This window comes from Streptomyces sp. NBC_01210, from assembly GCF_036010325.1.
Lineage (GTDB): Bacteria > Actinomycetota > Actinomycetes > Streptomycetales > Streptomycetaceae > Streptomyces.
Window position 1 is genome coordinate 7501074 of sequence record NZ_CP108549.1, and the last position, 21831, is coordinate 7522904.

19 protein-coding genes are annotated in these 21831 nt (G+C 71.6%); 9 read left to right on the forward strand and 10 right to left on the reverse strand.

The genetic code is table 11. The features are described 5' to 3' along the window. The first annotated feature begins 12 nt into the window (after positions 1-12). From OG735_RS33795 to OG735_RS33805, 3 genes are read left to right on the forward strand one after another with little or no spacing between them, the layout of a single operon-like run. Positions 13-546: an O-acetyl-ADP-ribose deacetylase gene (locus OG735_RS33795; RefSeq protein WP_327326938.1), complete on the forward strand. Its 534-nt coding sequence runs from the start codon at positions 13-15 to the stop codon at positions 544-546. 50 nt (positions 547-596) lie between these two features. Beyond that, positions 597-2072 (forward strand): AlkA N-terminal domain-containing protein, encoded by a 1476-nt coding sequence (locus OG735_RS33800; protein ID WP_327326939.1) that lies wholly within the window; start codon positions 597-599, stop codon positions 2070-2072. A 12-nt stretch (positions 2073-2084) separates the two neighbouring features. Further along, complete coding sequence (locus OG735_RS33805; protein WP_327326940.1) at positions 2085-2579, forward strand: methylated-DNA--[protein]-cysteine S-methyltransferase; 495 nt, start codon at positions 2085-2087, stop codon at positions 2577-2579. 48 nt (positions 2580-2627) lie between these two features. Here OG735_RS33805 and OG735_RS33810 read toward each other — a convergent pair whose 3' ends face one another. From OG735_RS33810 to OG735_RS33840, 7 genes are all read right to left on the reverse strand, one after another. Beyond that, complete coding sequence (locus OG735_RS33810) at positions 2628-3365, reverse strand: SIR2 family NAD-dependent protein deacylase (protein WP_327326941.1); 738 nt, start codon at positions 3363-3365, stop codon at positions 2628-2630. A 79-nt stretch (positions 3366-3444) separates the two neighbouring features. Then, positions 3445-3936: an NUDIX hydrolase gene (locus tag OG735_RS33815; protein ID WP_327326942.1), complete on the reverse strand. Its 492-nt coding sequence runs from the start codon at positions 3934-3936 to the stop codon at positions 3445-3447. A 27-nt stretch (positions 3937-3963) separates the two neighbouring features. Next, the gene (locus tag OG735_RS33820) at positions 3964-7761 is read right to left on the reverse strand and encodes an SAV_2336 N-terminal domain-related protein (RefSeq protein ID WP_327326943.1); all 3798 of its coding nucleotides are present in this window, start codon (positions 7759-7761) and stop codon (positions 3964-3966) included. 5 nt (positions 7762-7766) lie between these two features. Continuing rightward, positions 7767-8783 carry an AAA family ATPase gene (locus tag OG735_RS33825; protein ID WP_327326944.1) on the reverse strand — a complete coding sequence of 339 codons (1017 nt, stop codon included), beginning with the start codon at positions 8781-8783 and terminating at the stop codon, positions 7767-7769. Then, complete coding sequence (locus tag OG735_RS33830) at positions 8780-10909, reverse strand: VMAP-C domain-containing protein (protein ID WP_327326945.1); 2130 nt, start codon at positions 10907-10909, stop codon at positions 8780-8782. Before OG735_RS33830 ends, OG735_RS33825 begins: the two co-directional genes overlap by 4 nt. Before the next feature lie 38 nt (positions 10910-10947). Then, positions 10948-11355, reverse strand: coding sequence for a CU044_2847 family protein (locus tag OG735_RS33835; protein ID WP_327326946.1), 408 nt, complete (start codon positions 11353-11355; stop codon positions 10948-10950). 45 nt (positions 11356-11400) lie between these two features. Beyond that, positions 11401-12477, reverse strand: a complete 1077-nt coding sequence (locus OG735_RS33840) for an ADP-ribosylglycohydrolase family protein (RefSeq protein WP_327326947.1) — start codon at positions 12475-12477, stop codon at positions 11401-11403. A 259-nt stretch (positions 12478-12736) separates the two neighbouring features. Here OG735_RS33840 and OG735_RS33845 point away from each other — a divergent pair, with 259 nt between their 5' ends. The 6 genes from OG735_RS33845 (at position 12737) to OG735_RS33870 (ending at position 19590) form a co-directional block, all read left to right on the forward strand. After that, positions 12737-13852, forward strand: coding sequence for a glycerate kinase (locus OG735_RS33845; protein WP_327328545.1), 1116 nt, complete (start codon positions 12737-12739; stop codon positions 13850-13852). 779 nt (positions 13853-14631) lie between these two features. Continuing rightward, a complete protein-coding gene (locus OG735_RS33850; RefSeq protein ID WP_327326948.1) occupies positions 14632-15438 on the forward strand; it encodes an ABC transporter ATP-binding protein in 807 nt (268 codons plus the stop codon). A gap of 91 nt (positions 15439-15529) precedes the next feature. Beyond that, positions 15530-16327, forward strand: a complete 798-nt coding sequence (locus OG735_RS33855; protein ID WP_327326949.1) for an ABC transporter ATP-binding protein — start codon at positions 15530-15532, stop codon at positions 16325-16327. After that, positions 16324-17214 carry a branched-chain amino acid ABC transporter permease gene (locus OG735_RS33860; protein WP_327326950.1) on the forward strand — a complete coding sequence of 297 codons (891 nt, stop codon included), beginning with the start codon at positions 16324-16326 and terminating at the stop codon, positions 17212-17214. Before OG735_RS33855 ends, OG735_RS33860 begins: the two co-directional genes overlap by 4 nt. A gap of 49 nt (positions 17215-17263) precedes the next feature. Beyond that, on the forward strand, positions 17264-18325 hold the full coding sequence (locus OG735_RS33865) for a branched-chain amino acid ABC transporter permease (RefSeq protein WP_327328546.1): 1062 nt from the start codon (positions 17264-17266) through the stop codon (positions 18323-18325). Next, entirely contained in the window at positions 18325-19590 is a 1266-nt protein-coding gene (locus OG735_RS33870) for an ABC transporter substrate-binding protein (protein WP_327326951.1), read from the forward strand. The genes OG735_RS33865 and OG735_RS33870 overlap by 1 nt, the downstream gene beginning before the upstream one ends. Positions 19591-19630: 40 nt before the next feature. Here OG735_RS33870 and OG735_RS33875 read toward each other — a convergent pair whose 3' ends face one another. The 3 genes from OG735_RS33875 to OG735_RS33885 form a co-directional block, all read right to left on the reverse strand. Next, positions 19631-20254, reverse strand: a complete 624-nt coding sequence (locus tag OG735_RS33875) for a hypothetical protein (RefSeq protein WP_327326952.1) — start codon at positions 20252-20254, stop codon at positions 19631-19633. A 62-nt stretch (positions 20255-20316) separates the two neighbouring features. Then, positions 20317-21174: a CDP-diacylglycerol--serine O-phosphatidyltransferase gene (gene pssA / locus OG735_RS33880; RefSeq protein ID WP_327326954.1), complete on the reverse strand. Its 858-nt coding sequence runs from the start codon at positions 21172-21174 to the stop codon at positions 20317-20319. Then, positions 21167-21814: a phosphatidylserine decarboxylase gene (locus OG735_RS33885; protein ID WP_327326955.1), complete on the reverse strand. Its 648-nt coding sequence runs from the start codon at positions 21812-21814 to the stop codon at positions 21167-21169. The genes pssA and OG735_RS33885 overlap by 8 nt, the downstream gene beginning before the upstream one ends. Positions 21815-21831 lie beyond the last annotated feature (17 nt).

Below are 21831 nucleotides of genomic sequence, written 5' to 3' on the forward strand. Positions count from 1 at the left end.
CATCATGGCCGTATGACACAGCACCGCCCGGCCATCACCCTCGTACGCGGCGACATCACCCAGCAGCAGGTCGACGCCATCGTCAACGCCGCCAATTCCTCGTTGCTCGGCGGCGGTGGCGTCGACGGGGCGATCCACCGGCGCGGCGGCCCGGAGATCCTGGCCGAGTGCCGCGCCCTGCGCGCCTCGCACTACGGAAAGGGCCTGCCCACCGGCCGGGCCGTCGCCACCACCGCGGGCAACCTCAATGCCGGCCATGTGATCCATACGGTCGGCCCCGTCTGGTCCCGCCAGGAGGACCGGTCCGCCCTCCTCGCCTCCTGCTACCGCGAATCGTTGCGCGTGGCAGCCGAGTTGGGAGCCGAGACCGTCGCCTTCCCCGCCATCTCGACCGGCATCTACGGCTGGCCGATGGACGACGGGGCGCGCATCGCGATCCGTACGGTGCGCGATGCGGCCGCGGCACCCGTCACCGAGGTACGGTTCGTGCTTTTCGACGAGCAGGCGTACACGGAGTTCGAGACGGCCCTGGCAGCGCAAGGCTGATGTCGTTTTCTCGCTAGCTCCAGCCGTTCGGCATCCCCGATGCTTGAGCCATGCACACCGACACCGAGCGCTGCGTACGTGCCGTCCAGTCGAAGGACGCCCGATTCGACGGCTGGTTCTTCACGGCCGTACTGACCACGCGGATCTACTGTCGTCCCAGCTGCCCGGTGGTGCCGCCGAAGGTCGAGAACATGACCTTCTACCCGAGCGCCGCCGCCTGCCAGCAGGCCGGATTCCGGGCCTGCAAGCGCTGCCGCCCGGACACCAGCCCCGGCTCGCCGGAGTGGAACGCCCGCGCCGACGCGGTCGCCCGCGCCATGCGGCTCATCCGTGACGGGGTCGTCGACCGCGAAGGCGTGCCGGGCCTCGCCGCCCGCCTCGGCTACTCCACCCGGCAGATCGAGCGCCAGCTCCTCGCCGAGCTGGGCGCGGGCCCGCTCGCCCTGGCCCGCGCCCAGCGCGCCCAGACCGCCCGCCTCCTCATCGAGACCACCGGCCTCCCCATGGCCGAGGTCGCCTTCGCGGCCGGTTTCTCCTCCATCCGCACCTTCAACGACACCGTCCGCGAGGTGTTCGCGCTGGCCCCGAGCGAACTGCGCACCCGCGCCGCGCACAGCAGTTCCGCACCGCCGCAGACTCCCGGCGTGATCGCACTGCGCCTGCCGTACCGCGCGCCGCTCAACCCCAGCAACCTCTTCGGGCATCTCGCCGCGACCGGGGTCCCCGGCGTCGAGGAGTGGTGCGACGGCGCTTACCGCCGCACCCTGAGCCTCCCGTACGGACACGGCATCGTCGCCCTCACCCCGCGGCCCGACCACATCGCCTGCCGGCTCTCCCTCACCGACCCGCGCGATCTCACCATCGCGATCAGCCGCTGCCGCTGGATGCTCGATCTCGATGCCGACCCGGTAGCCGTCGACGACCAGCTGCGTACGGACGAGTTGCTCGCACCGCTGGTCGACAAGGCCCCCGGCCGGCGGGTGCCGCGGACTGTGGACGCCGCGGAGTTCGCGGTACGGGCGGTGCTCGGCCAGCAGGTCTCGACGGCCGCCGCCCGCACCCACGCCGGCCGACTGGTCACCGCGCACGGCCGGGCGATCGACGACCCCGAGGGCGGCCTCACCCATCTCTTCCCGTCCTCCGAGGCGCTGGCCGCGCTGGACCCGGAAACCCTGGCGCTGCCGCGCAGCCGCCGCATCACGCTGACGACCCTGGTCGGCGCGCTCGCCGGCGGCTCGCTGCGGCTCGGCCTGGACAGCGACTGGGAGCAGGCGCGCGCCCAGCTGACCGCGCTGCCCGGATTCGGCCCCTGGACGGTCGAGGTGATCGCGATGCGGGCCCTCGGCGACCCCGACGCCTTCCTGCCCGGCGACCTCGGGATGCGGCGCGCCGCTGCCGAACTCGGTCTGCCCTCGACCCCGGCCGCGCTCACCGGGCGCGCCGCGGCCTGGCGACCCTGGCGGGCATACGCCGTCCAGTACCTCTGGGCCACCGACGATCACGCCATCAACCGCCTCCCCGCGTAAGGAAGTTCACCCATGACCAGGCAGCACACGGTCGTCGACAGCCCCTACGGCCCGCTGACCCTCGTGGCCACCGACGGGGTGCTGAGTGGCCTCTACATGGTCCAGCAGCGCCACCGCCCGGACGAGGAGACGTTCGGTGAACCCGACGCCGCCCCGTTCGGCGGGACGATCCGGCAGCTCGATGCGTACTTCGCCCGCGAGCTGACGGAGTTCGACCTGCCGATGCGGCTGGACGGTACGCCCTTCCAGCGAGCCGTCTGGGACCAGTTGCGGCAGATCCCGTACGGCGAGACACGTACGTACGGCGAGCTGGCGGAGTCGCTCGGCAATCCCGCCGCATCCCGCGCGGTGGGACTGGCCAACGGCAGGAACCCGATCGGGATCATCGTGCCGTGCCACCGGGTCATCGGCTCGAAGGGCAGCCTGGTCGGCTACGGCGGCGGGCTCGACCGCAAGCAGCGTCTGCTGGCGTTCGAATCCGGCACGCCGGACGACGCACTGTTCTGAGAAGACTCGCTGTGCCAAGAACCGGGGATCCGCCCCGGGCCCCACGCCTCAATCGCCGGCGGGGCTCGGAATCAGCCGCTTCAGCAGTGCCGGGAGCGCCTCGCCGATCGGCTCGCGCACGATCTCGTCCGCCAGTTCGTCGTACGGCGTCGGCTCCGCATTGACGATGACGAGCCGCGCGCCGTGCTCCGCCGCGATGCCCGCCAGCGAGGCGGCGGGCTGCACCTGCAGGCTCGTACCGACCGCGATGAAGACCTCGCAGGCCTTCGCGATCGCCATCGCCTCGGCCAGCACCGTCGGGTCGAGCCGCTGCCCGAACATCACCGTCGCGGACTTCAGGATCCCCCCGCATGCCAGGCATGGCGGGTCCTCCTCGCCCGCCTCGACCCGTACCAACGCGTCCTCCATCGAGGTGCGGACATGGCAGCGCGTACAGACCACCGTCCGTGCCGTGCCGTGCAGTTCGAGCACCTTGCGGTCGGGCATACCGGCCAGCTGGTGCAGTCCGTCGACGTTCTGGGTGATCACCCGCACGGCGAACCCGGACTGCCGGTCCAGCTCGGCGACGGCACGGTGCGCGGGGTTCGGCTCGGCGCGCCAGGTCGTGCTGTCGCGCCGCATCAGCCAGGAGCGGTGGCGGATCTCCGGATCGGCCATGTAGTAGTCGTACGTGACGAGCTTCTCGGCCTCCGGATCGCGCCGCCACAGGCCGTTGGGCCCGCGGTAGTCGGGGATGCCGGAGTCCGTGGAGATGCCGGCGCCGCTGAGGATTGCGACGAGAGTCATGCGGCGAGCCTACGCAGCGGTCCCCCGAGGCGGCGAGCCGATTTGGCCCGCCCCCGGACCGGCCCGACGGTCCGCGCAGTCAGGCGGGCGGCTGCCCGTTCTCCAGCTCCACCGTCCCGCTGCCCCTCTCCAGCGCGTCGAGAGCGGCCAGCACACGATGCCCCAGCTCCCCCAGCAGGTGCTCGCCGATCTCGTCACGGGACACCAGCCGCCAGGAAATCAGCTCCTCCTCCTGCAGCCGGATCGCCGCGAACTGCGCCTCGGTCAGCACCCCGCCGTCGTACACATACGCGGCGATGGGTGGCCGCGACTCGCCAGGCACCCAGTCGACCGCGAGCAGCGCGCCCGGCTCCACATCGAGCCCGATCTCTTCGAGCGTCTCCCGCCGCGCCGCCTGCCGGGGGGTCTCGCCCCGGTCCGACTCGATGGTCCCGCCCGGCAGCGCCCAGCCGTCACGGTAGTTGGGCTCGACGATCAGTACTCGCCCCCGACCGTCACGGATGAGCGCGGCGGCGCCGGCGAGGATGCGGGGCAGGGAGGCGATGTACGTGGCGTAGTCAGGAGTAGTCACTCGGGGAAGCGTAATGGGATGCAGGGCTCAGCCCTTGGGACGAGGAGGGCGTTGGCCGGAGGGTGGGCTGCCGAGCTGGGTACGGACCCGGTCGGCATCGCGCTGAGCGGCTTGGGTGTCGGGGTCATCGGCTCCGAGGACTCGCGCGCGGGACCTGGCCACGGTGTTGTACATCTCCAGGGCGCTGATCCGCTCGCCCATGCGGAGCAGGAAGTGGGCCATCTCGTGGCGGGTCGCCAGAGCGTCGGGGTGCTCGGCGCCGAGCACCCCGATCCGGGCGGTGAGGACCTGGCCGGCCAGGTCGTATGCCTCCCGGTGCCGACCGAGCGCGCTCAGGGTGAACGCCACGTTGTGCTGACAGTGCAAGGTGTCGGGGTGCCGGGCCCCTTGTACCTGCATCCGCCGCGCCAGCACCTCGTTGTAGAGCGACAGTGCTTCCCGGTGCCGACCCAGCAGACCGAGGGTGCAGGCACCCTGCTGGCGCGCGTCCAGAGTGTCGGGGTGGTACGGGCCGGAGGCCGCCGACCTGCCCCGCTCGACGCTCTGGAACTGGGCCAGCGCCTCCCTGAACCGGTCGAGCCCGAGCAGCGCGAAGCCCACTTCGTACTGTGACATGAGCGTGGCCGGATGGCCGGGGCCCAGGAGCGCCAGCCGCGCGGAGGCGACACTGCTGAGCACCGCATGCGCTTCCGCCCACTCGCGCCGCCGCAGCTGGTGAACCCCACGGTCGTGCTCGGCGTCGAGTTCGGCTGCCTGCTCCTCGGCGGACAGCGGCCTGGGGCGGAACGGGACGGGCTGGGACACGCCGTCGTGGAAGAGGCCGTGCCCTCGGGGGCCGGTGAGCTCGATGTGGCAGGTGAAGGCACTGTCGATCTCGGGGACGCGGTCGGGCTCGTCCGCGACAAGGACGTGAATGCCCTGGTCCCGAACCATCGTGAGTGCCTCCGCGATGTCCATCACCGGGTCGGAAAAGCGGATGCTGTTGTAGTCGTCCGCAACGATGACGAGCCGAGGAAGAGGCAGTGACCAGCTGCGCTCGTCCAGCTCGTCCCGCAGCAGGTCATGCAGTTCGCCGATGGAGTCCGGCCGTGCCGTGAGGTCCTGAGCCCACTTCACCTGCGGCAGTTCGGCAAGCGCGGAGAGGTGCTCGGAATCGCCGTGCCAGGCGCAGAGGAAGGATACGGACTCCGCCGGGTTCGCCTCCGCCAGGCCGCGGACGATGGTGGCGAGCGTCCGGTGTCGCTCATGGACGTCCGGACCGGTCAGCCACGCGTACGGTCCCTCGCCGCCGTACTCCGGTTCGTTGAGGTCGAGCAGCACCGCCTGACCGTCTTCACCCAGGCCGAGCTGCGTGGCCCGGAGGGGAGCGACTGGCTGTTCATGGGCTCTGGCGTTGAAGGCCTGCAGCAGTTCGTCCGCGGTTGGCCGGTCCGCGGGATCGGGCGTGACGCAGCGCCGCAGCAGTGCGCGGACGCCGTCCCGGCCGGGGTGGGAGGAGCGCGGTTCCGCGGCCGGATCGTAGTCCATGTCGCCGCGGGCGACCGCCAGCAGAATCCTCCCCAGGGCGTACGCATCAGAGGCTTCGGTGGGCGTGGCCAAGGGGTCGCGGAGCTCCGGTGCGCGGAAGTCGGCCTGATGGCGCAGGATCGACCGGTGTGGGCTGTGCACACCGTCGAGGGACGCGGCCATCCACCCGATGATCTCGATCTCCTGTCCCACGGCGATGATGTATTCGGGGATCAGGGAACCGTGGATGACGCCCTTGCGGTGGGCCCGTGCGATTCCGTTCGTGAGCTGCCTCCCGAGGGACACGAACTCCCTGCCCGACAGAGCCCCTCGCTGCTCGACCACGAAGCCCAGATTGGGTGCGGGACCCGAGGCGCGCTTGTCCTGGGCCAATGCAGTGGCGATCCAGGCGGGTGTGGATGTGGCGTCATGGCCGAGCAGCAGTGGTGCGTACACGCTGTCCATCCGCGACAGCGCCTCAGCCTCTGTCGTGACCAACGCGGCGGCCTGGTCGTGAGTCAGCTCGGGGATGCGGACCACCGCGGTCCCCGGCTGCTGCGGAGACCGGCCCAGATACAGCGCCAACTGCCGTTGGCCGTAGAGGTACCGCGCGAACAGCCGGAAAGGGCCCGCCATTCGAGGCTCACTGCTCTTCAGCGACCGCCAGTCGGAGTCCGGCGCGTCGACGAACGACGGCAGCGGAACCGCGGGCGGCTGCGCCGCAGCCCGCGGAACCCCCAGCCGCCGCAGCAGCCGCTCGTCCATCCATCCGAAGGGGCGCCCGTCCGCGGGCAGCCGGTCCGTCCCCGAGGGATGCGGCAGCCAGGCGGGGAAGTCCGCCGAGCGGTCCGCGAGTTCGGCGAGGCGGGCGGTGACCGCGCGGGTCGTCCGTACGAGATCGCCTGCCGGGAGCGTGTCGAGCAGCATGCGCCTGGTGTCCTCCGCGAAGTCGAAGCCCCGGTGCTGCGGCAGCAGATCGTCCCCCTCCGTACGGCGCATCAGCCCGCCCAGGAACACCTCCGCGAGATGCCCCGTGTCGACCTCGGGGCCCAGCGCGGCCTGCACCAGTCGCATGGCCGGTACCGAGACCGGGGCGACCGCCGCGAGATGGGCCGCGAGACGGTACGCCTGCGGCGATGCCGCGTTGCGGAACCGCAGCAGACCGTCCCCGCCGGGCGCGCGCGTCGCCGCGTACGGGCGGGCCGGCGTCCGGGACGCGAGCAGCGGAAGGACTGCCGATGTGCCCGGCGAACCGACCAACCGGGCCCAGACGCCCAGTGATTCGGGGGTCGGCGCGAGCACAGGCACCGGAACCCCGTCGTACGGGGCGAGTTCGGGCGGCAGGACCGGGTCAGCGACCTGCCAGGTGTGGTTGGGTGCGCCACGCCTTCGGGTGGTGACCTCCCATGCCTCGGCGCGGATGCCGGAGCCCTCCCACAGCCGCTCGGGCAGCGCGTGCAGCACGGCTGTGGGACCGACTCGCGCCGCGCGTTCCAGCGCGGCGTGCATCCGTCCGTCCCGCCAGGCCACGCCCACGCCGTCGCTGATGGCCAGCAGCAGTGTGTGGCCCGCCGGGTCCGTGACGGCGGACGCGGGCAGCGGGGCGCTGTCCTGCTCGTACGGACGCCGGCCCAGCAGGGGAGCGGAGGTGCCCCGGCTGTCCAGCCCGTACACCCGTACGTCGCGGAAGGCACCGCTGCGCTCCATCAGCAGCCGTGTCTCGGTCGCGAGACGCTGCCACAGCAGCATCGAAACCCCGTCGTCGACGAGGAGCACCAGATCCAGCCAGCGGGCGCGGCCCGGGCGCATGACCGCGTCGGGCAGCCCGGTCTCGGCCATCGCCGTCACAGTGGCGGGCTCGTCCAGCTCCCACTCGCGGCGGTCTGGGCGGAGCTGCTTGAGCGGGCGCAGCGCACGGCCCAGGCGCAGCTCCACGGAGCCCAGCGCCTTCTCCTCGGGGGCGCGTACGGGGACGGCGGGCCGGTCACGCCGCGGGCGCAGCCGTCCGGCAGGCGCGGCATGAACATCGGAGCCGTGGAACTCGCCGGGCCGCGCCGCCCAAGGAGGCCGACTGTCCGTCTCTGTGCGCATGCCGCTCCGCGCTTCCTCCAGCATGGGCGGGCGGTAGCCGGCGAGCGGGTCCTCGCCGGGAGAAGCCTCCTGCCGCGACGGCGGGGCCTCGGCGACCGCGCCCGCCTCGGCCAGTACCGACGACGCTCCCGCCGGCAGCCGTCCGGCCAGCCACAGCGCATCCAGCAGCTCTTCGTGGGACAGTTCCGCCCCGCCGTCCGCCAGGATCCGTCGCAGCTCGCTCCACACCGGCGCTAGACCGTCCCGCCGAGCCGGTGCAGTACGGCGTCGAGCAGCCCGTCGGCGTCCAGGTCCACCCCGCCCTTGCGCAGGAACACCGCGTTCAGCAGCTGGTCGGTGGCGAGTTCGCCGCGGGCCCGCCGCGCGAGGAAGGCGTGCAGCAGCTCGTCGTTGCCGTCCAGATCCGCCGGACCCAGATGGGCGCGGACGATGGCGAGCAGCCTGTCCTCGTCGGGCTCCGGCAGAGCGAGCCGTACACAGCGGCGCAGAAAGGCGGGCGGGAAGTCGCGTTCGCCGTTGCTGGTGATGACCACGACGGGGAATTCCGAGCAACGCACCCGGCCCCTGGTCACCTCGGTCCAGGTGTCGGGGTCGGCCGTCAGCACCCGGACCGAGGCTTGGTCCTCGGGCAGCCGGGCCAGCTCGGGGATCTCGAACTCGCCCTCCTCGAAGACGTTCAGCAGATCGTTGGGGAGATCGACGTCCCCCTTGTCGAGCTCGTCGACGAGCAGTACGCGCGGGCGTGCGCCGGGCACCAGCGCCGTACCGAGCGGCCCGAGTTGTACGTACGAGCCGATGCCGAGATCGTCGGCTCGTACGTACGAGCCGATGCCGAGATCGTCGGAGACCTCGCTCGGTTCACGCCGGAGGTTCGACTCACGGAGCCGGCCGATCGCGTCGTAGCGGTAGAGCGCGTCCTGCAGGGTGGCCCGGCTGTTGACCGGCCAGTGCAGCACCCGGCCGAGCCGCAGCTCGTGCGCGATGGCGTGCCCCAGGGACGACTTGCCGGTGCCGGGCTGGCCGGTCACCAGCAGGGGGCGGCGCAGATGCAGCGCGGCGCTGACGACATCGGCCTCGGCGGGCCCGATCAGATACGGCAGCGGGGGCCGCGGACCCCCTGTCGCCGCGGACGGGGGGTCGAAGCGGCGCCACGGAGGGGCCTCGGGCAAGTCGACCGTACGGGCCTGTCCGTCGCCGCGGAACAGCCTCCAGTCGCCGTTGCCCTGGTTGTTGTCCTGGGCGGGGTTCATCGGATGTCCGCTCCTTCCGCGGGGTCAAGCAGTTCGAGCCCGCCCGGCAGTGGCAGCTCCGTGTTCTCCCACACCAGCGAGGGCCGGGCGGGCGAGGGGATGCCCGCTCCGTACTGACCGGCCCTGAAGTGCTGTATACGTTCGGGGAGTTGGTGCAGTGGTCCGGCGGGGGCGATGTCGTCGAGCCGGTGGGCGTGTTCGTGGTTCTCGGCGTCCCGGTCCCACAGGACCACCGGGACGCCGAGGGCCAGACAGAGCTGGAGCAGTGCCTCGCGCGGGGCGCGCGGGCCGTGCAGGACGACCTGGGCGGTGTCCCGGTGGCTGGTCTCGAGCAGCGCGTACACCTTCTCCGGCGACGCGCAGCTCTCGTCGACGACGAGCGGCCCGGCGTGGGCACTCTCCCAGCGGCGGCGCAGCTCGGCCTCGCGGCGCGGTGCGCGGGCGCTCACCTCCGGGCAGCGCAGCGCGATACGGAACTTCACCCCGAGCGGGACCCTCGGCAGAAACTCCACCGAACTGGCCGCCTCCCACTCGTCGAAGGGCAGCTGCAGTCCCTCCCGGCCGACGAGGATGTCCACATGGGTGACGCCCTGGCCGCAGTCGTCCCGGGGGTTCTCGGCAGCCTCACGGATCAGCCGGGCGATCTCGGCCGCGCTGCGCGGCCGGTCCGCAGTGGCCAGCGAGGCCGTCGCGCCGTCCTGGCGCACCTCCCACAGTGCGCACTGATACCGGTCGGGCGGACCGGAGATCTCGGCGACCAGACGGACGACGGGGGAGGGGCGGTACGCCGCCCAGGCCGCGGCGTCCGCGCGGCGCAGCTGCAGCGCGGCCGGGTGGCTCCCGAGCCGTGCCACGACCCGCTCCGACCAGGCATGCAGGGCCTCGCGCACCGGCGGTGCGGTGGCCGCGGCCACATACTCCACCAAGGTGAGCAGGGCGGGCACCGGCGGGATGCCGTCCGCGGGCTGCCCGCCGTCGCGGTACGCCTCCAGCTCCGTCACCGCCGCATCGAGGTCCCGCGGATTCAGCCTGGTGCCGCTGAGGCAACTGGGCGGGACTATGTACCGCAGTGCCTCGCGGGCCGCCCGTGGCAGCAGCGCGGCGTCCGCGACGGCGGCCAGTGTCAACTCCCGTAAAAGAAACTGGTGTTCGTCGAGGGAGAGCAGCCGGGCCGTACCGGTCAGCCTGCCCACGGCGAGGAGCCGGTCGAGTCCGGCGCGGGACGGTCCGCCCTGGACGGTGGGGGCCACTGACTCGGTGAGCGTCGCAAGCGCGCGTTCCTCCGAGGCGAGCAGCTGCGCCAACTCCTCCACGGACGGGGCGGATTCACCGGCCGGGGGCTCGTATCCGAGCCGGGCCGCCAGCGTACGGGCGTGCTGCGCCCGGCGCACCGGGTCGCCGAGCAGCGACCACAGCTCCGCGGTGAGGCTGCCTGCCGTGGAGCCGTCGCCGCACACCGCTGTCGTGTACGCCCTCTGGTGCACGGTGCACTCGGCGACGGTTTCGGCCGCCCCCGCCCGCTCCAGCTCGTCCCGGATCGCCTGCCACGGCACCGCCCAGCTGCGCCGCACCGTGGTCTGCGGGCTCATCGGCCCGTCGCCGGGCATCACATGGGCCACGACCAGGCCCACGACCGTGGCGTCGTCCGTCGCCCACAGTGGGCCGCCGCTGAATCCGGGGCCGATGGCGGCGCCGGACAGCTGACCGTCGAGATAGCCGAACCGGCCCTCCTGAAGCTTCACTTCGGTGTCGGCGAAGGCGATGGCCTCCCCGCCGCCGTGCCACGCCCGCAGTGTCTGTCCCTCGGCCATGTCGCGCCAGACGACGGGGCTCAGCCACCCGGGGACGGGCTCGTCGAGTTCGAGTACGGCGAGATCGCCCTGCCAGACCATTGAGGACGAGCCCCGCTGTGGCGGCACCCACACCGAGAGCCGGGCACTGCGGTACTGGGGCGACTCCGGACCGTGGAAGGCGAGGCGCAGACCGTCGGCGGCCGGCGGCGCCGCGGCGTACAGATCGCGGCCCAGCGCGTCATTGACGACATGCGCGCAGGTCACCAATTGCCGGGCGGACAGCAGTGCGGCGCCGCCGGCGGCGGTCGACGCGCCGTCGTGCAGCACGGACACGCGGGGTGCGGTGGCCGCCGGTCTTCTGAACCAGCCCATCAGCGCTGCGGTGTCCCGGGCTGCGTGGCCTGACCGGTCTGCCAGGTCGCCGAAATGCTCATCGTGGCCTTGCCGTTGGCCCCGACGATACCCAGTTTCAGGTCCTGTCCGATCTCGACGCCGAACGCGACGGTGACCTCCTGTGGCGGGTTCTCGGACGCTGCCACCGCGCCGTGGACCTCGTCCAGCAGCGGACCGAGCGGGCGCAGCGCCGTGCGCAGTGCGTCCGCCGCGAGCGTCGCCGCCCGTGCGGCGCCGCTCGCCACGGGCTCGGCCGCACCGAACCCTTCCGGCAGATCTGTCCTGCCGTTGCTCTGCGACGGTACGGCGAGGGGCTCTCCGGCCTCGGACAACTCGAGGCGAACCTGTGAACCGTCCGACAGCGAGAGTTCCATGTACGCAGGCATCTGACCATTGTGCAGATAACGCCCCCCGACAGCAGCGGTTTCAGCTCAACCGGCGGAGACCGCCGCCAACCGCACCGTACGCTTGGCCAGTTCGCTGATCCGTACGCCGTCGAACCCGAACACCGCGCTGCGCACCCGGTCCTCCAGCGGGTCGGTCCACTGCGGCGGGATGGCGGAGGCCCCGCACAGCACGCCCGCCACCGAGCCTGCCGTCGCCCCGTTGGAGTCGGTGTCCAGGCCCCCGCGGACCGTGAGGCCGATGGTCGGGGTGAAGTCGCCGGCGCCGTACAGCAGTCCTGCCGTGATCACTGCGGCGTTCGGAACGGTGTGGATCCAGCCGAGGCTGCCCGTCTCCGCTGCCAGCTCGCTGAGCGTGTCGGACCAGGATGTCCCGGAGGCGTGCAGGGCGACGGTGTGGCGTACCGCGCGGGCGAGGCGGCATCCGGCAGGGATGACTTCCAGCGCCGCTTCGATCGCCTTGCGCGGGGTGTTCGCGGTGAACGCGGCGGCGATCAGAGCGGCCGCCCACATCGCGCCGTACACGCCGTTGCCGGTGTGCGAGAGGACCGCGTCGCGGCGGGCGAGCGCGGCGGCGCGGTTCGGGTCGCCGGGGGAGGTCCAGCCGAAGATGTCGGCGCGGATGAGGGCGCCGATCCACTCCTGGTAGGGATTGTCGTGGGTGGCGGTGAGCGGGGGTTTGAGGCCGTTCGCGAGGTTGCGGTAAGCGGCCCGCTCGGCGGTGAAGGTCTGCAGGAACGGCAGATGCAGCAGCCACGCCTCGCCCACCTGCTCGGTCGTGAAGCCGAAGCCGTGGGTCTGAAGGAGATGCAGGCCGAGGATGCTGTAGTCCACGTCGTCGTCCCGGCAACTGCCGTGGATCCGGCCCCGTACGCACTGGCGCCACTCGGGACGCAGCTCGAACCCCTCGGCGTCCGCGTCGGGCGGCGGCTCGGGGAGATAGTCGGTGAGCGGAAGGGCGTCGGTACGGCGCAGATAGCGGTCGATGCGGTCGCGGGTCCAGTGGTCGCCGCGCTCGACGGGCTTGCCGAGCATGTTGCCGGCGACTCTGCCCAGCCAGCCGCCGAGGATCCGGTCGGCGAGGTCGGCGTGATGTAGGCCCATACGTCCGGTTTACCGAATGGGCGCCGGAACCGCGCGGTGGTGGGTGCGTGAAGGCTTTCAGCCGCCGGTCGGTGACGGCTCCCGGGTGGTGCGCCGGATATACGGCTCGCGGACGTCGGCCGACCGAGCAGCACCCCGCTATATAGCGGAATGTCGCACCATGATGGGGTGGCATGCCGTCTGACCTGGCGGATAGGGTCGGGGAGGCGCGACTGCCTGTTCGAAAGCAAGGGATAGCAAGGTGACGGACGGAGCAGTTATTCAGCCCGCGCGTGTGCTCGTCGCGGCTGACAAGTTCAAGGGCTCTCTCACGGCCGTACAGGTCGCTGAGCGGGTGACGGCGGGCCTCCAGCGGGTGGTGCCCGGTCTGGCGGTCGAGACCCTGCCCGTCGCGGACGGCGGTGACGGCACGGTCGCCGCCGCGGTGGCGGCCGGGTTCGAGCGCCGTGAGGTCCGGGTGACCGGGCCGCTCGGCGAGTCCCTGACCGCGGCGTACGCCCTGCGGGAGGGCACCGCAGTGGTGGAGATGGCGGAGGCCTCGGGCCTCCAGCACCTCCCGGACGGTGTGTTCGCGCCACTCACATCGACGACATACGGCTCCGGCGAACTGCTGCGTGCGGCGCTCGACGCGGGAGCGCGGACGATTGTCTTCGGCGTCGGCGGCAGCGCGACGACGGACGGCGGCGCGGGCATGCTGGCCGCGCTCGGCGCGCGTTTCCTGAACGCGGACGGTGAGCCGGTGGGGCCGGGCGGCGGCGGACTGCGCGACCTTGCGTCCGCGGACCTGTCCGGCCTGGACCCCCGCTTCAAGGACGTGGAGCTGGTCCTGGCGAGCGACGTGGACAACCCGCTGACGGGGCCGAAGGGCGCGCCGACGGTGTACGGCCCTCAGAAGGGCGCGACACCGGAGGACGTCGACACGCTGGACGCGGCGCTGGCGCACTACGCCTCCGTCCTCGGCCCGGAGCAGGCCGAACTGCCCGGCGCGGGGGCGGCGGGCGGCATCGGCTACGGCGCGCTGGTCGCCCTCGGCGCGAGCTTCCGGCCGGGCATCGAGATCATGCTCGATGTGCTCGGCTTCTCGCCGGCGCTGGAGCGGGCGACCCTGGTCATCACGGGCGAGGGCTCCCTCGACGAGCAGACGCTTCACGGCAAGGCCCCGGCGGGCGTCGCCGCGGCGGCGCGCGCGCAGAACATCGACGTCGTGGCGGTCTGCGGCCGCCTGACCCTGCCACCGGAGGCGCTGGGTCGCGCGGGCATCCGCCGCGCGTACGCCCTCACGGCACTGGAACCGGACCCGGCCCGCTGCATGGCGGAGGCGGGGCCGCTGCTGGAACGGGTGGCGGCGAGCATTGCGCGGGACTTCCTGATCTGAGGCGGTGGGCCGGGGCGGGGGGTGCGCTTCCCCCACCCCGCCCCTTCCCGAAACCGGTGCGCCGCCCCGGACCCGGCCGGAGGCGGACGCGACGGCTGACGCCCCCGCACCGCCAGGGCGCCGGCTCGGGTGCACGGCCCGAGGATGAGGTGTGGCTGAGGCCCTACACCTACGCGGCGCAGGCGTCGGCCGCACCGCTGCAGCCCCGGGTCCCCGACCGGAGCGGGGGCTTCACGGGCGGTTCGTGGGCGGACGGGGGCAGACCTGGGGGCCTTGCCGGTGACGGGCGGGGGGACGCGCAGCGGGTGGAGTCGGGACGTAGAGCGTGATGTGTGGCGCACAGGAAACGGCCGCCCTCCGACCGCCCCCAACGCGCCATAAATCATCCAGTCCCGGCGCTACCCCGGAGCGGACCCCCAACGGCCACCGGACAAGACCGGGTCACCCTTGGTGACGGAGACGCCGAGCGCGGCCACCGCCTCGATGCCGTACCGCATCGCCTCGCCGATCGCCGCCAGTGCTCGTCCGGCGGCACAGCGAGGTCGAACTGCGGTGAGTGGGCCCGAAGTTCCTCGATGAGCTGGTCCGTCGGCTGCGGCACGCGCTCTGCGACCACCCATGACCTGTGAGGATGCCGGCCCTTGTGCCGGTGCACAATGCGCGCGCCGCACCCCTGGTCATCCGCAGCGAGTCGGGCATACCGCCTGGACGGTACGTCCGACCGGTGCTGACGTGTGCCCCCACAGGCAATTTCGAACAAGCTTGGAAAGGGGGTCTGCATGGCAGCCGCCTCACTCGAAGTGCGTGCGCTGTCCGTCGGCTACGGGCCGGTGCGGGCACTGCGCGACGTCACCATCGACGTACCCGAGGGCGCGATCGTCGCCGTCCTCGGCGGCAACGGTGCCGGCAAATCGACCCTGCTGCGCGCCGTCTCCCGCACCCTCGGCTTTCAGCGCGGACACGTCACGTCCGGCAGCATCCGCTTCGACGGCCGCCCGCTCGAAGGACTGAGCGCCGCTCGGGTCGTCGCCGCGGGCGTCGTCCAGGTCCCGGAAGGACGGCAGGTCTTCGCGCGGATGACAGTTGCGGACAATCTCCGGGCGGGCGCCCTGGGCTCGACCGGCGGGCGCCGGTCGAGCACCGAGGCCCTCGCCCGGGTGCATGAGCTCTTCCCCGTCCTCGCCGACCGTGCCCACCAGCGGGCCGGACTGCTGTCGGGCGGGGAGCAGCAAATGCTCGCGATGGGACGGGCGTTGATGGCCCGGCCACGGCTGCTGCTGCTCGACGAGCCGTCGCTCGGCCTCGCCCCGCTGATGGCGGCGCGGATCGCCGAGACCGTGCAGGAGATCAACGCCGCCGGCACATCGGTCCTGCTGGTCGAGCAGAACGCGGCGATCGCGCTGCGGCTCGCTTCGACGGCGTACGTACTCGACGTCGGCGAGGTCGCCCTCTCGGGCTCTGCGGACCAGCTCGCCACCTCGGACGAGGTACGCCGGCGGTATCTGGGAGTGGTGGACGAGGACGCGGCCGCGGATGCGTCCCGCGCGCAGACGGCGGCGCCGGCGCTGAGCAGGTGGTCGGCATGAGCAGTGTGGAAACCGGCCGACAGACGAGGCGCGGGATCCGGGGCGCAGCCCCGGTCGGCGGGCGGCAGCCCGCATCCGGCAGGGGGCACCGATGACCGACACCGCATCCGGCGGCGCCGTGCCGGCCCTCGACGTCACCGACCTCACCGTCCGCTTCGCCGGGCTCACCGCCCTCGACTCCGTCTCCTTCACCGTCCAGCCCGGCAGCGTCCACGCCCTCATCGGCCCCAACGGCGCCGGTAAGTCCACCTCCTTCAACGTTCTGTCCGGCGTCTACCGGGCCACCTCCGGCAGCGTCCGCTTCGGCGAGACGGAGCTCACCGAGCTTCCTCCCGACCGCATCGCCGCCCTCGGCATCGCCCGTACCTTCCAGAACCTCGCGCTCCCGCCGCACGCCACCGTCGCCGACAGCCTGCTGCTCGGCCGGCACCGGCTCACCCGCGCCGGGTTCCTCGCCGCCGGACTGCGGCTGCCGTCCGCCGCTCGCGAGGCGCGCGAACACCTGGAGCGGGTACGGGAGATCGCGGAGTTCACCGGACTCGGCGGCGATCTGGACCGGCCCGCGGGAGCACTCCCGTACGGAAAGCAGAAGCTCGTCGAGCTCGGCAGGGCCCTGTGCATGGAGCCGCGGCTGCTGCTCCTCGACGAGCCCGTCGCCGGGATGACCGCGGACGAGCGGCGGCAGACCGCCTCCATCATCGCGGGCGTACGCGACAGCCTCGGCATATCCATCGTGCTCGTCGAACACGACATGGGGATGGTGATGCGGCTCGCGGACGCCGTGACCGTACTCGACTTCGGGCGCCGGATCGCCGACGGCACCCCCGCCCACGTACAGAGCGACCCGGCCGTCGTACAGGCCTATCTAGGAACGGAGGCCCAGGTATGACGACCTTCACCGAACTACTCCTCGGCGGACTCTCCATCGGATCCGTCTACGCGCTGATCGCGCTCGGCTTCGTCGTCATCTTCAAAGCCACCGAAGTCGTCAACTTCGCCCATGCGTCCCTGCTTCTCGCGGGCGGCTATGTCACGGCCGTACTCCACGACGACATCGGCTTCTGGGGTGCGCTCGCCGTCGGCATCGCGGGCGCGGCCCTCGTCGGCGCGGCCGTGGAATTCCTCGTCATGCGCCGCTACCGGGGCTCCGACCACAGCGTCCTGGCCATCGTCACCATCGGCGTCGACATCCTCCTGACCACCGAACTCACCCGCCGCATCGGCACGGACGTCCTCGCGCTCGGTGACCCGTGGGGCGACCGCGTCGTCACCATCGGGGACATCACCATCGCGCAGACCCGTATCGCCGCCTTCGTTTCGGCGGCCCTGCTGATCACCGCGTTCCTGCTCGCGTTCCGGTACACCTCGTGGGGCGTGTCGATGCGCGCGGCTGCCGAGAATCCCGAGACCGCGGCGCTGATGGGGGTACGTCTGGGCCGGGTATCGCTGGCCGCCTGGGCGGTCGCGGGCGCGCTCGCCGCGGTCGCCGCGCTCTTCCTCACCGTGTTCCCGACCCCGGGGCTCGAACGCGCCACCTCGCTCGCCGCACTCAAGGCCTTCCCGGCGGCGATCCTCGGTGGGCTCGACTCCACCACCGGCGCGCTCGCGGGCGGTCTGATCGTCGGCGTCACCGAGTCCTTCGCCACCGGCTACCAGAGCGAACTGTCCTTCCTGGGCCGGGGGATCGGCGATCTCGCACCGTATCTGGTGATGGTGCTCGTCCTGCTGCTCAGGCCCGCAGGGCTCTTCGGCACAAAGGAGCCCGCCCGTGTCTGAGACGCTGAAGAACCCCGAGGCAGACGTGGCAAAGAGTCTCAAGGCGTATGTGAAGAGCCCCGGGGCGTACCTGAAGAGTCCCAACGCCTACATCTGGTTCGCCGGCACCGTCCTGCTCCTCGCCCTGCCCTTCTACCTCGACCGCTTCTGGCTGCAGGCCGGACTCTTCGCGATGGCCGCCGCGATCGGCGCGATCGGCATCAACCTCCTCACCGGCGCCACCGGGCAGCTGTCCATGGGGCACGCGTTCTTCCTGGCGGTGGGCGCCTACAGCTACTGCATCCTGGCGGGCGACAGCGGCGAGGAGAACGGTCACCGCCTCATCGGACTCGGACTCCCGACCTGGCTCGCCGCAGTACTGGCGGTCCTCGTCGCGGGCGCGGCGGGCGGCCTGTTCAGCCCCATCGCCGGACGGCTGCGCGGCGCGTATCTGGGCATCGCCACGCTCGCGCTGATCTTCATCGGCCAGCACGTGCTCTTCAACGCTCATGATCTGACAGGAGGCTTCAACGGCCGGGCGGTTCCGCCCCTCTCGCTCTTCGGCATCGACTTCGACGACAGCGAGACGGTCATCGCGGCCGTCCCCTTCCAGTCCGCCGAGAAGCTCTGGTACGTGGCACTGCTCGCCCTCATCGGCTGCGGCCTTTTCGCCCGCGGAGTGCTACGGGGCCGCCCCGGCCGTGCCATGAACGCCATCCGCGACCACCGCATAGCCGCGGGTGTCATGGGCGTCCCGGTCGCCCGCTACCGGGCCGCCGTCTTCGTCCTGTCCTCGATGTACGCGGGACTCGCCGGCGTACTGATCGCCCTGGTCTTCCAGCGGACCGTCCCCGAGTACTTCGGTGTGATCCTGTCGCTCGAATTCCTCGCGATGATCGTGATCGGGGGTCTCGGCACGGTCGCCGGCGCCGTCGTCGGCGCGGCCTTCGTCTCTCTGCTGCCCCAGCTCCTCACCCACTACAGCGACACCCTCCCGCTGGTCTCCGCCCCCGGCACGGGCGGCGTCTCACCCGGCGAGGCATCGCGCTATCTCTACGGCGTCGCGGTCGTCGCGGTCGTCCTCTTCCTGCCCGGCGGACTCACCCGTCTCATCACCTCTCGGGAGAAGTAATGAAGCCACGTCTGTACGCGGCGGCGCTGGCCGCCGCCCTGACCCTGACCAGCGCCGGCCTCGCCGGATGCAGCTCGAAGGCCACCGAAGGCGGCGGCGGTGAGAAGGACGCCGGAGGGGTGAAGACCGGTGACGGCGTCACGGCCAAGACCATCAACCTCGGCGTGCTCACCGACATGACCGGCGTCTACGCCTCGCTCGGCAAGAGCGTCACCCAGGCGCAGCAGCTGTGGGCGAAGCAGACCAACGCGGCCGGCGGCATCTGCGGCCGCACTGTCGAACTCACCGTCCGGGATCACGGCTACGACCCGCAGAAGGCCGTCGCCGCGTACACCGAACTCGAACCGAAGGTGCTCGGCTTCTCCCAGTTCATCGGCTCGCCCTTCGTCGCCGCGGTCAAGGGCCGTATCGACGGCCAGGACAAGGCACTCGTGGTGCCCCAGGCCTGGTCGGCATCGCTGCTGGGCAGCCCGTACATCCGGGTCGTGGGAGCGACGTACGACATCGAGACGATCAACGCGGTCGACTATCTGCTCAGCCAGAAGCGCATCGCCAAGGGCGACAAGATCGGTCATGTCTACTTCGAGGGCGACTTCGGGGAGAACGCGCTGAAGGGCTCGAAGTACGCTGCCAAGCAGGCGGGTCTGACCGTCGTCGAGCAGAAGATCAAGCCGACCGACAACGACATGTCCGCCCAGGTCGCCGCGCTCAAGAAGGCCGGCGTCAAGGCGGTCCTGATCAGCGCCGGACCTCGTCAGGCGGCCTCGCTGGTCGGTGTCGCCGCGGGGGGCGGCTTCAAGGTCCCCATGATCGGCAACAACTCCGCCTTCGCGCCGCAGCTGCTGGCCACCCCGGCGGCGGCCGCGCTGACGAAGGACTACTACGTCGCGGCCTCCACCCTCCCCATCGGCGACCCGGGCGCGGGCCCGGCGAAGCTGGCCAAGGAGTACAAGGCCGCCTACCCCAAGGATGGTCTCGACAACGGCGTGGTCGCGGGCTACACCGCGGCGAGCGTCTACGGCGAGGTGCTGAAGAAGGCCTGCGCGGCCAAGGACCTGACACGAGAGGGCATCGACAAGGCGCTGCTCAGCGTCTCCTCGTACGACAACGGCTTCGGCATCACGAACAACTTCTCCGACCCGGCGGCACCGTCGACCCGGCAGAGTCTGATCATGAAGCCGGACCTCAAGGTGCCGGGGGGTCTGAAGGTGGTGCGGCCGGCGGCGGTGTCCAAGTCGGCGGAGTCGTACAAGTCGGGAAGCTGAGTCACCCTTCTGGGGGCAAGCCCCCGCCCCCTGCGCCGGCTTAGCGGCGCGGATCAGGGGGCTTCGCCCCCAGACCCCCGTATGCGACCTTCGGCCGCATGTCCTCAATCGCCGGACGGGCTTGAAAATCAAGCCCGTCCGGCGATTGACGCGCGTCGGCATAGGCGATCAGCCGTCCGCCGGTCTCACCGACGACTGCTTCGCCCACCCGCGGATGCCCGGCGAGGGCAGGTCTCGACGGTACGGCCGTCCACCATGACACGACGCAACATCCGGCCCCGGAACTCACGCGGGCCCGAGCCGTCCTGCCGGCCGTGATCCCCGGCGGGCACCGCGTCACCGCCGCCGGGGGGTGTGAGCCAGATCTGCCCCTGGCGGATCTGCGCTGCGCAGCCGGGGAACGGCTGCCCGAGACACAGGCGTGCCGCGCGGGATCCTCGACCGGCCCCGGCAGCCGGCCGGTCTCGAACCAGGTCTCGCACCCGGCGACCTCGATGAGCCCGTACGCGCTGATCAGCCGCGCGCCCGGGGCGAGCCCCCGCCCCAGCCGCACCCGCGCGTCGAGCCGGAGCCGTTCCGCGCCGATCGCGACCGGCCGCAGCCCCGGCGGCTCCGTGCCGTCGTCCAGCAGCGAGGCCGTGGTGACCGGATCGGTGTCGGCCACCGGACATGACGAGGGCCCGGGTGCGGATCGCACCCGGGCCCTCGTCATGCACATGCACTGCTCTAGGGGAGTTGAGCAGCCCTTGCCTCACGGTTCTCGCGGCGGTTGTCGCGGAACGTGTTCACACGCCGTGCCGTCGCGAAGAGCGGAATCGTCGCCGCCATCACGATCTGCAGCGCGCAGCCGGTCTGGAGCAGCACCTGACCGCCCGGAGCGTCGAACGCCCACGCCGCCAGCATTCCCATCGCCGAGACGATCCAGCCGAGCATCGCCACCGCGAGGACACCTCGCGGCTTGGGGTACTCGACCCGGCTCACCATCAGCCATGCCGTACCGATGATTGCCAGCAGCGTCGGGATGAACGGCAGCTCGAGCAGGATGATCGAGACGACCGTGAGCGCACCGAAGGGGCTCGGCATGCCCTGGAACATGCCGTCCTTCATGGTCACGCACGAGAATCTGGCAAGCCGCAGCACCACCGCCAGCAGCACGACGATCGCGGCCACCGCCGAGACCTTCTGCTGGGCGTCGTCCGCGACCATTCCGTACACGAGTACGAAGTACGCCGGGGCCAGCCCGAAGCTGATCAGGTCGGAGAGGTTGTCCAGCTCCGCGCCCATCGGCGAGCTGCGCAGCTTGCGCGCCACGAGCCCGTCACAGAGATCGAAGATCGCCGCCAGCAGCATCAGGATCACGGCGGTGGCGGCGCTGTTGCGCGCCATGCCGCTCTCGTTGCTGCCGGTGAGGTGCGGGATGAGGATCCCGGTGGTGGTGAAGTACACCGCCATGAAGCCACACGTGGCGTTACCCAGCGTGAGGGTGTCCGCTATCGACAGCCGCAGAGAGAGCGGCATGTCCTCGGCGTCGTCCTCGGCCTCGGCGTCTGCGGCCCAGCCGGCCTGTGTGTCAGGATCAATCACGGTCAATTCGAGTCACCCCCGCGGTCGTGGTCTGACCGACCTCGACAGCGACGTCGACACCTTCCGGAAGGTAGATGTCAACGCGCGATCCGAAGCGGATCAGACCAATGCGCTCGCCCTGCTCGACCTTGGTCCCTTGCGGGAGATACGGCACGATCCGCCGGGCGACTGCGCCCGCGATCTGCACCATCTCGATGTCGCCGAGCTCGGTGTCGAAGTGCCAGACAACGCGCTCGTTGTTCTCGCTCTCCTTGTTGAACGCGGGAACGAAACCACCGGGGATGTGCTCGACGGACGTCACGGTGCCCGCGAGGGGAGCGCGGTTGACGTGGACGTTCAGCGGGCTCATGAAGATCGCGACGCGAGTGCGTCCGTCCTTCCACGGCATGATGCTCTGCACCACACCATCGGCGGGCGAGATGACCCGGCCCTGGGTGATCTCGCGCTCGGGGTCGCGGAAGAACCACAGCATGCCCGCCGCGAGCGCGGTGGTGGGCACGGCGATGACCGCGGCGCGCCTGGAGCGACGCGATCGGGCCAAGCTGAGTGCGGCGGTGGCGACGGTCGGCAGAAGCCACGGCGATGCTCCGCGCGCGAGGCGGACGCGGCCGCGTGGTGCAGAGGTTTGGCTGTGGGGCATGGATGACCTTCGTAGCG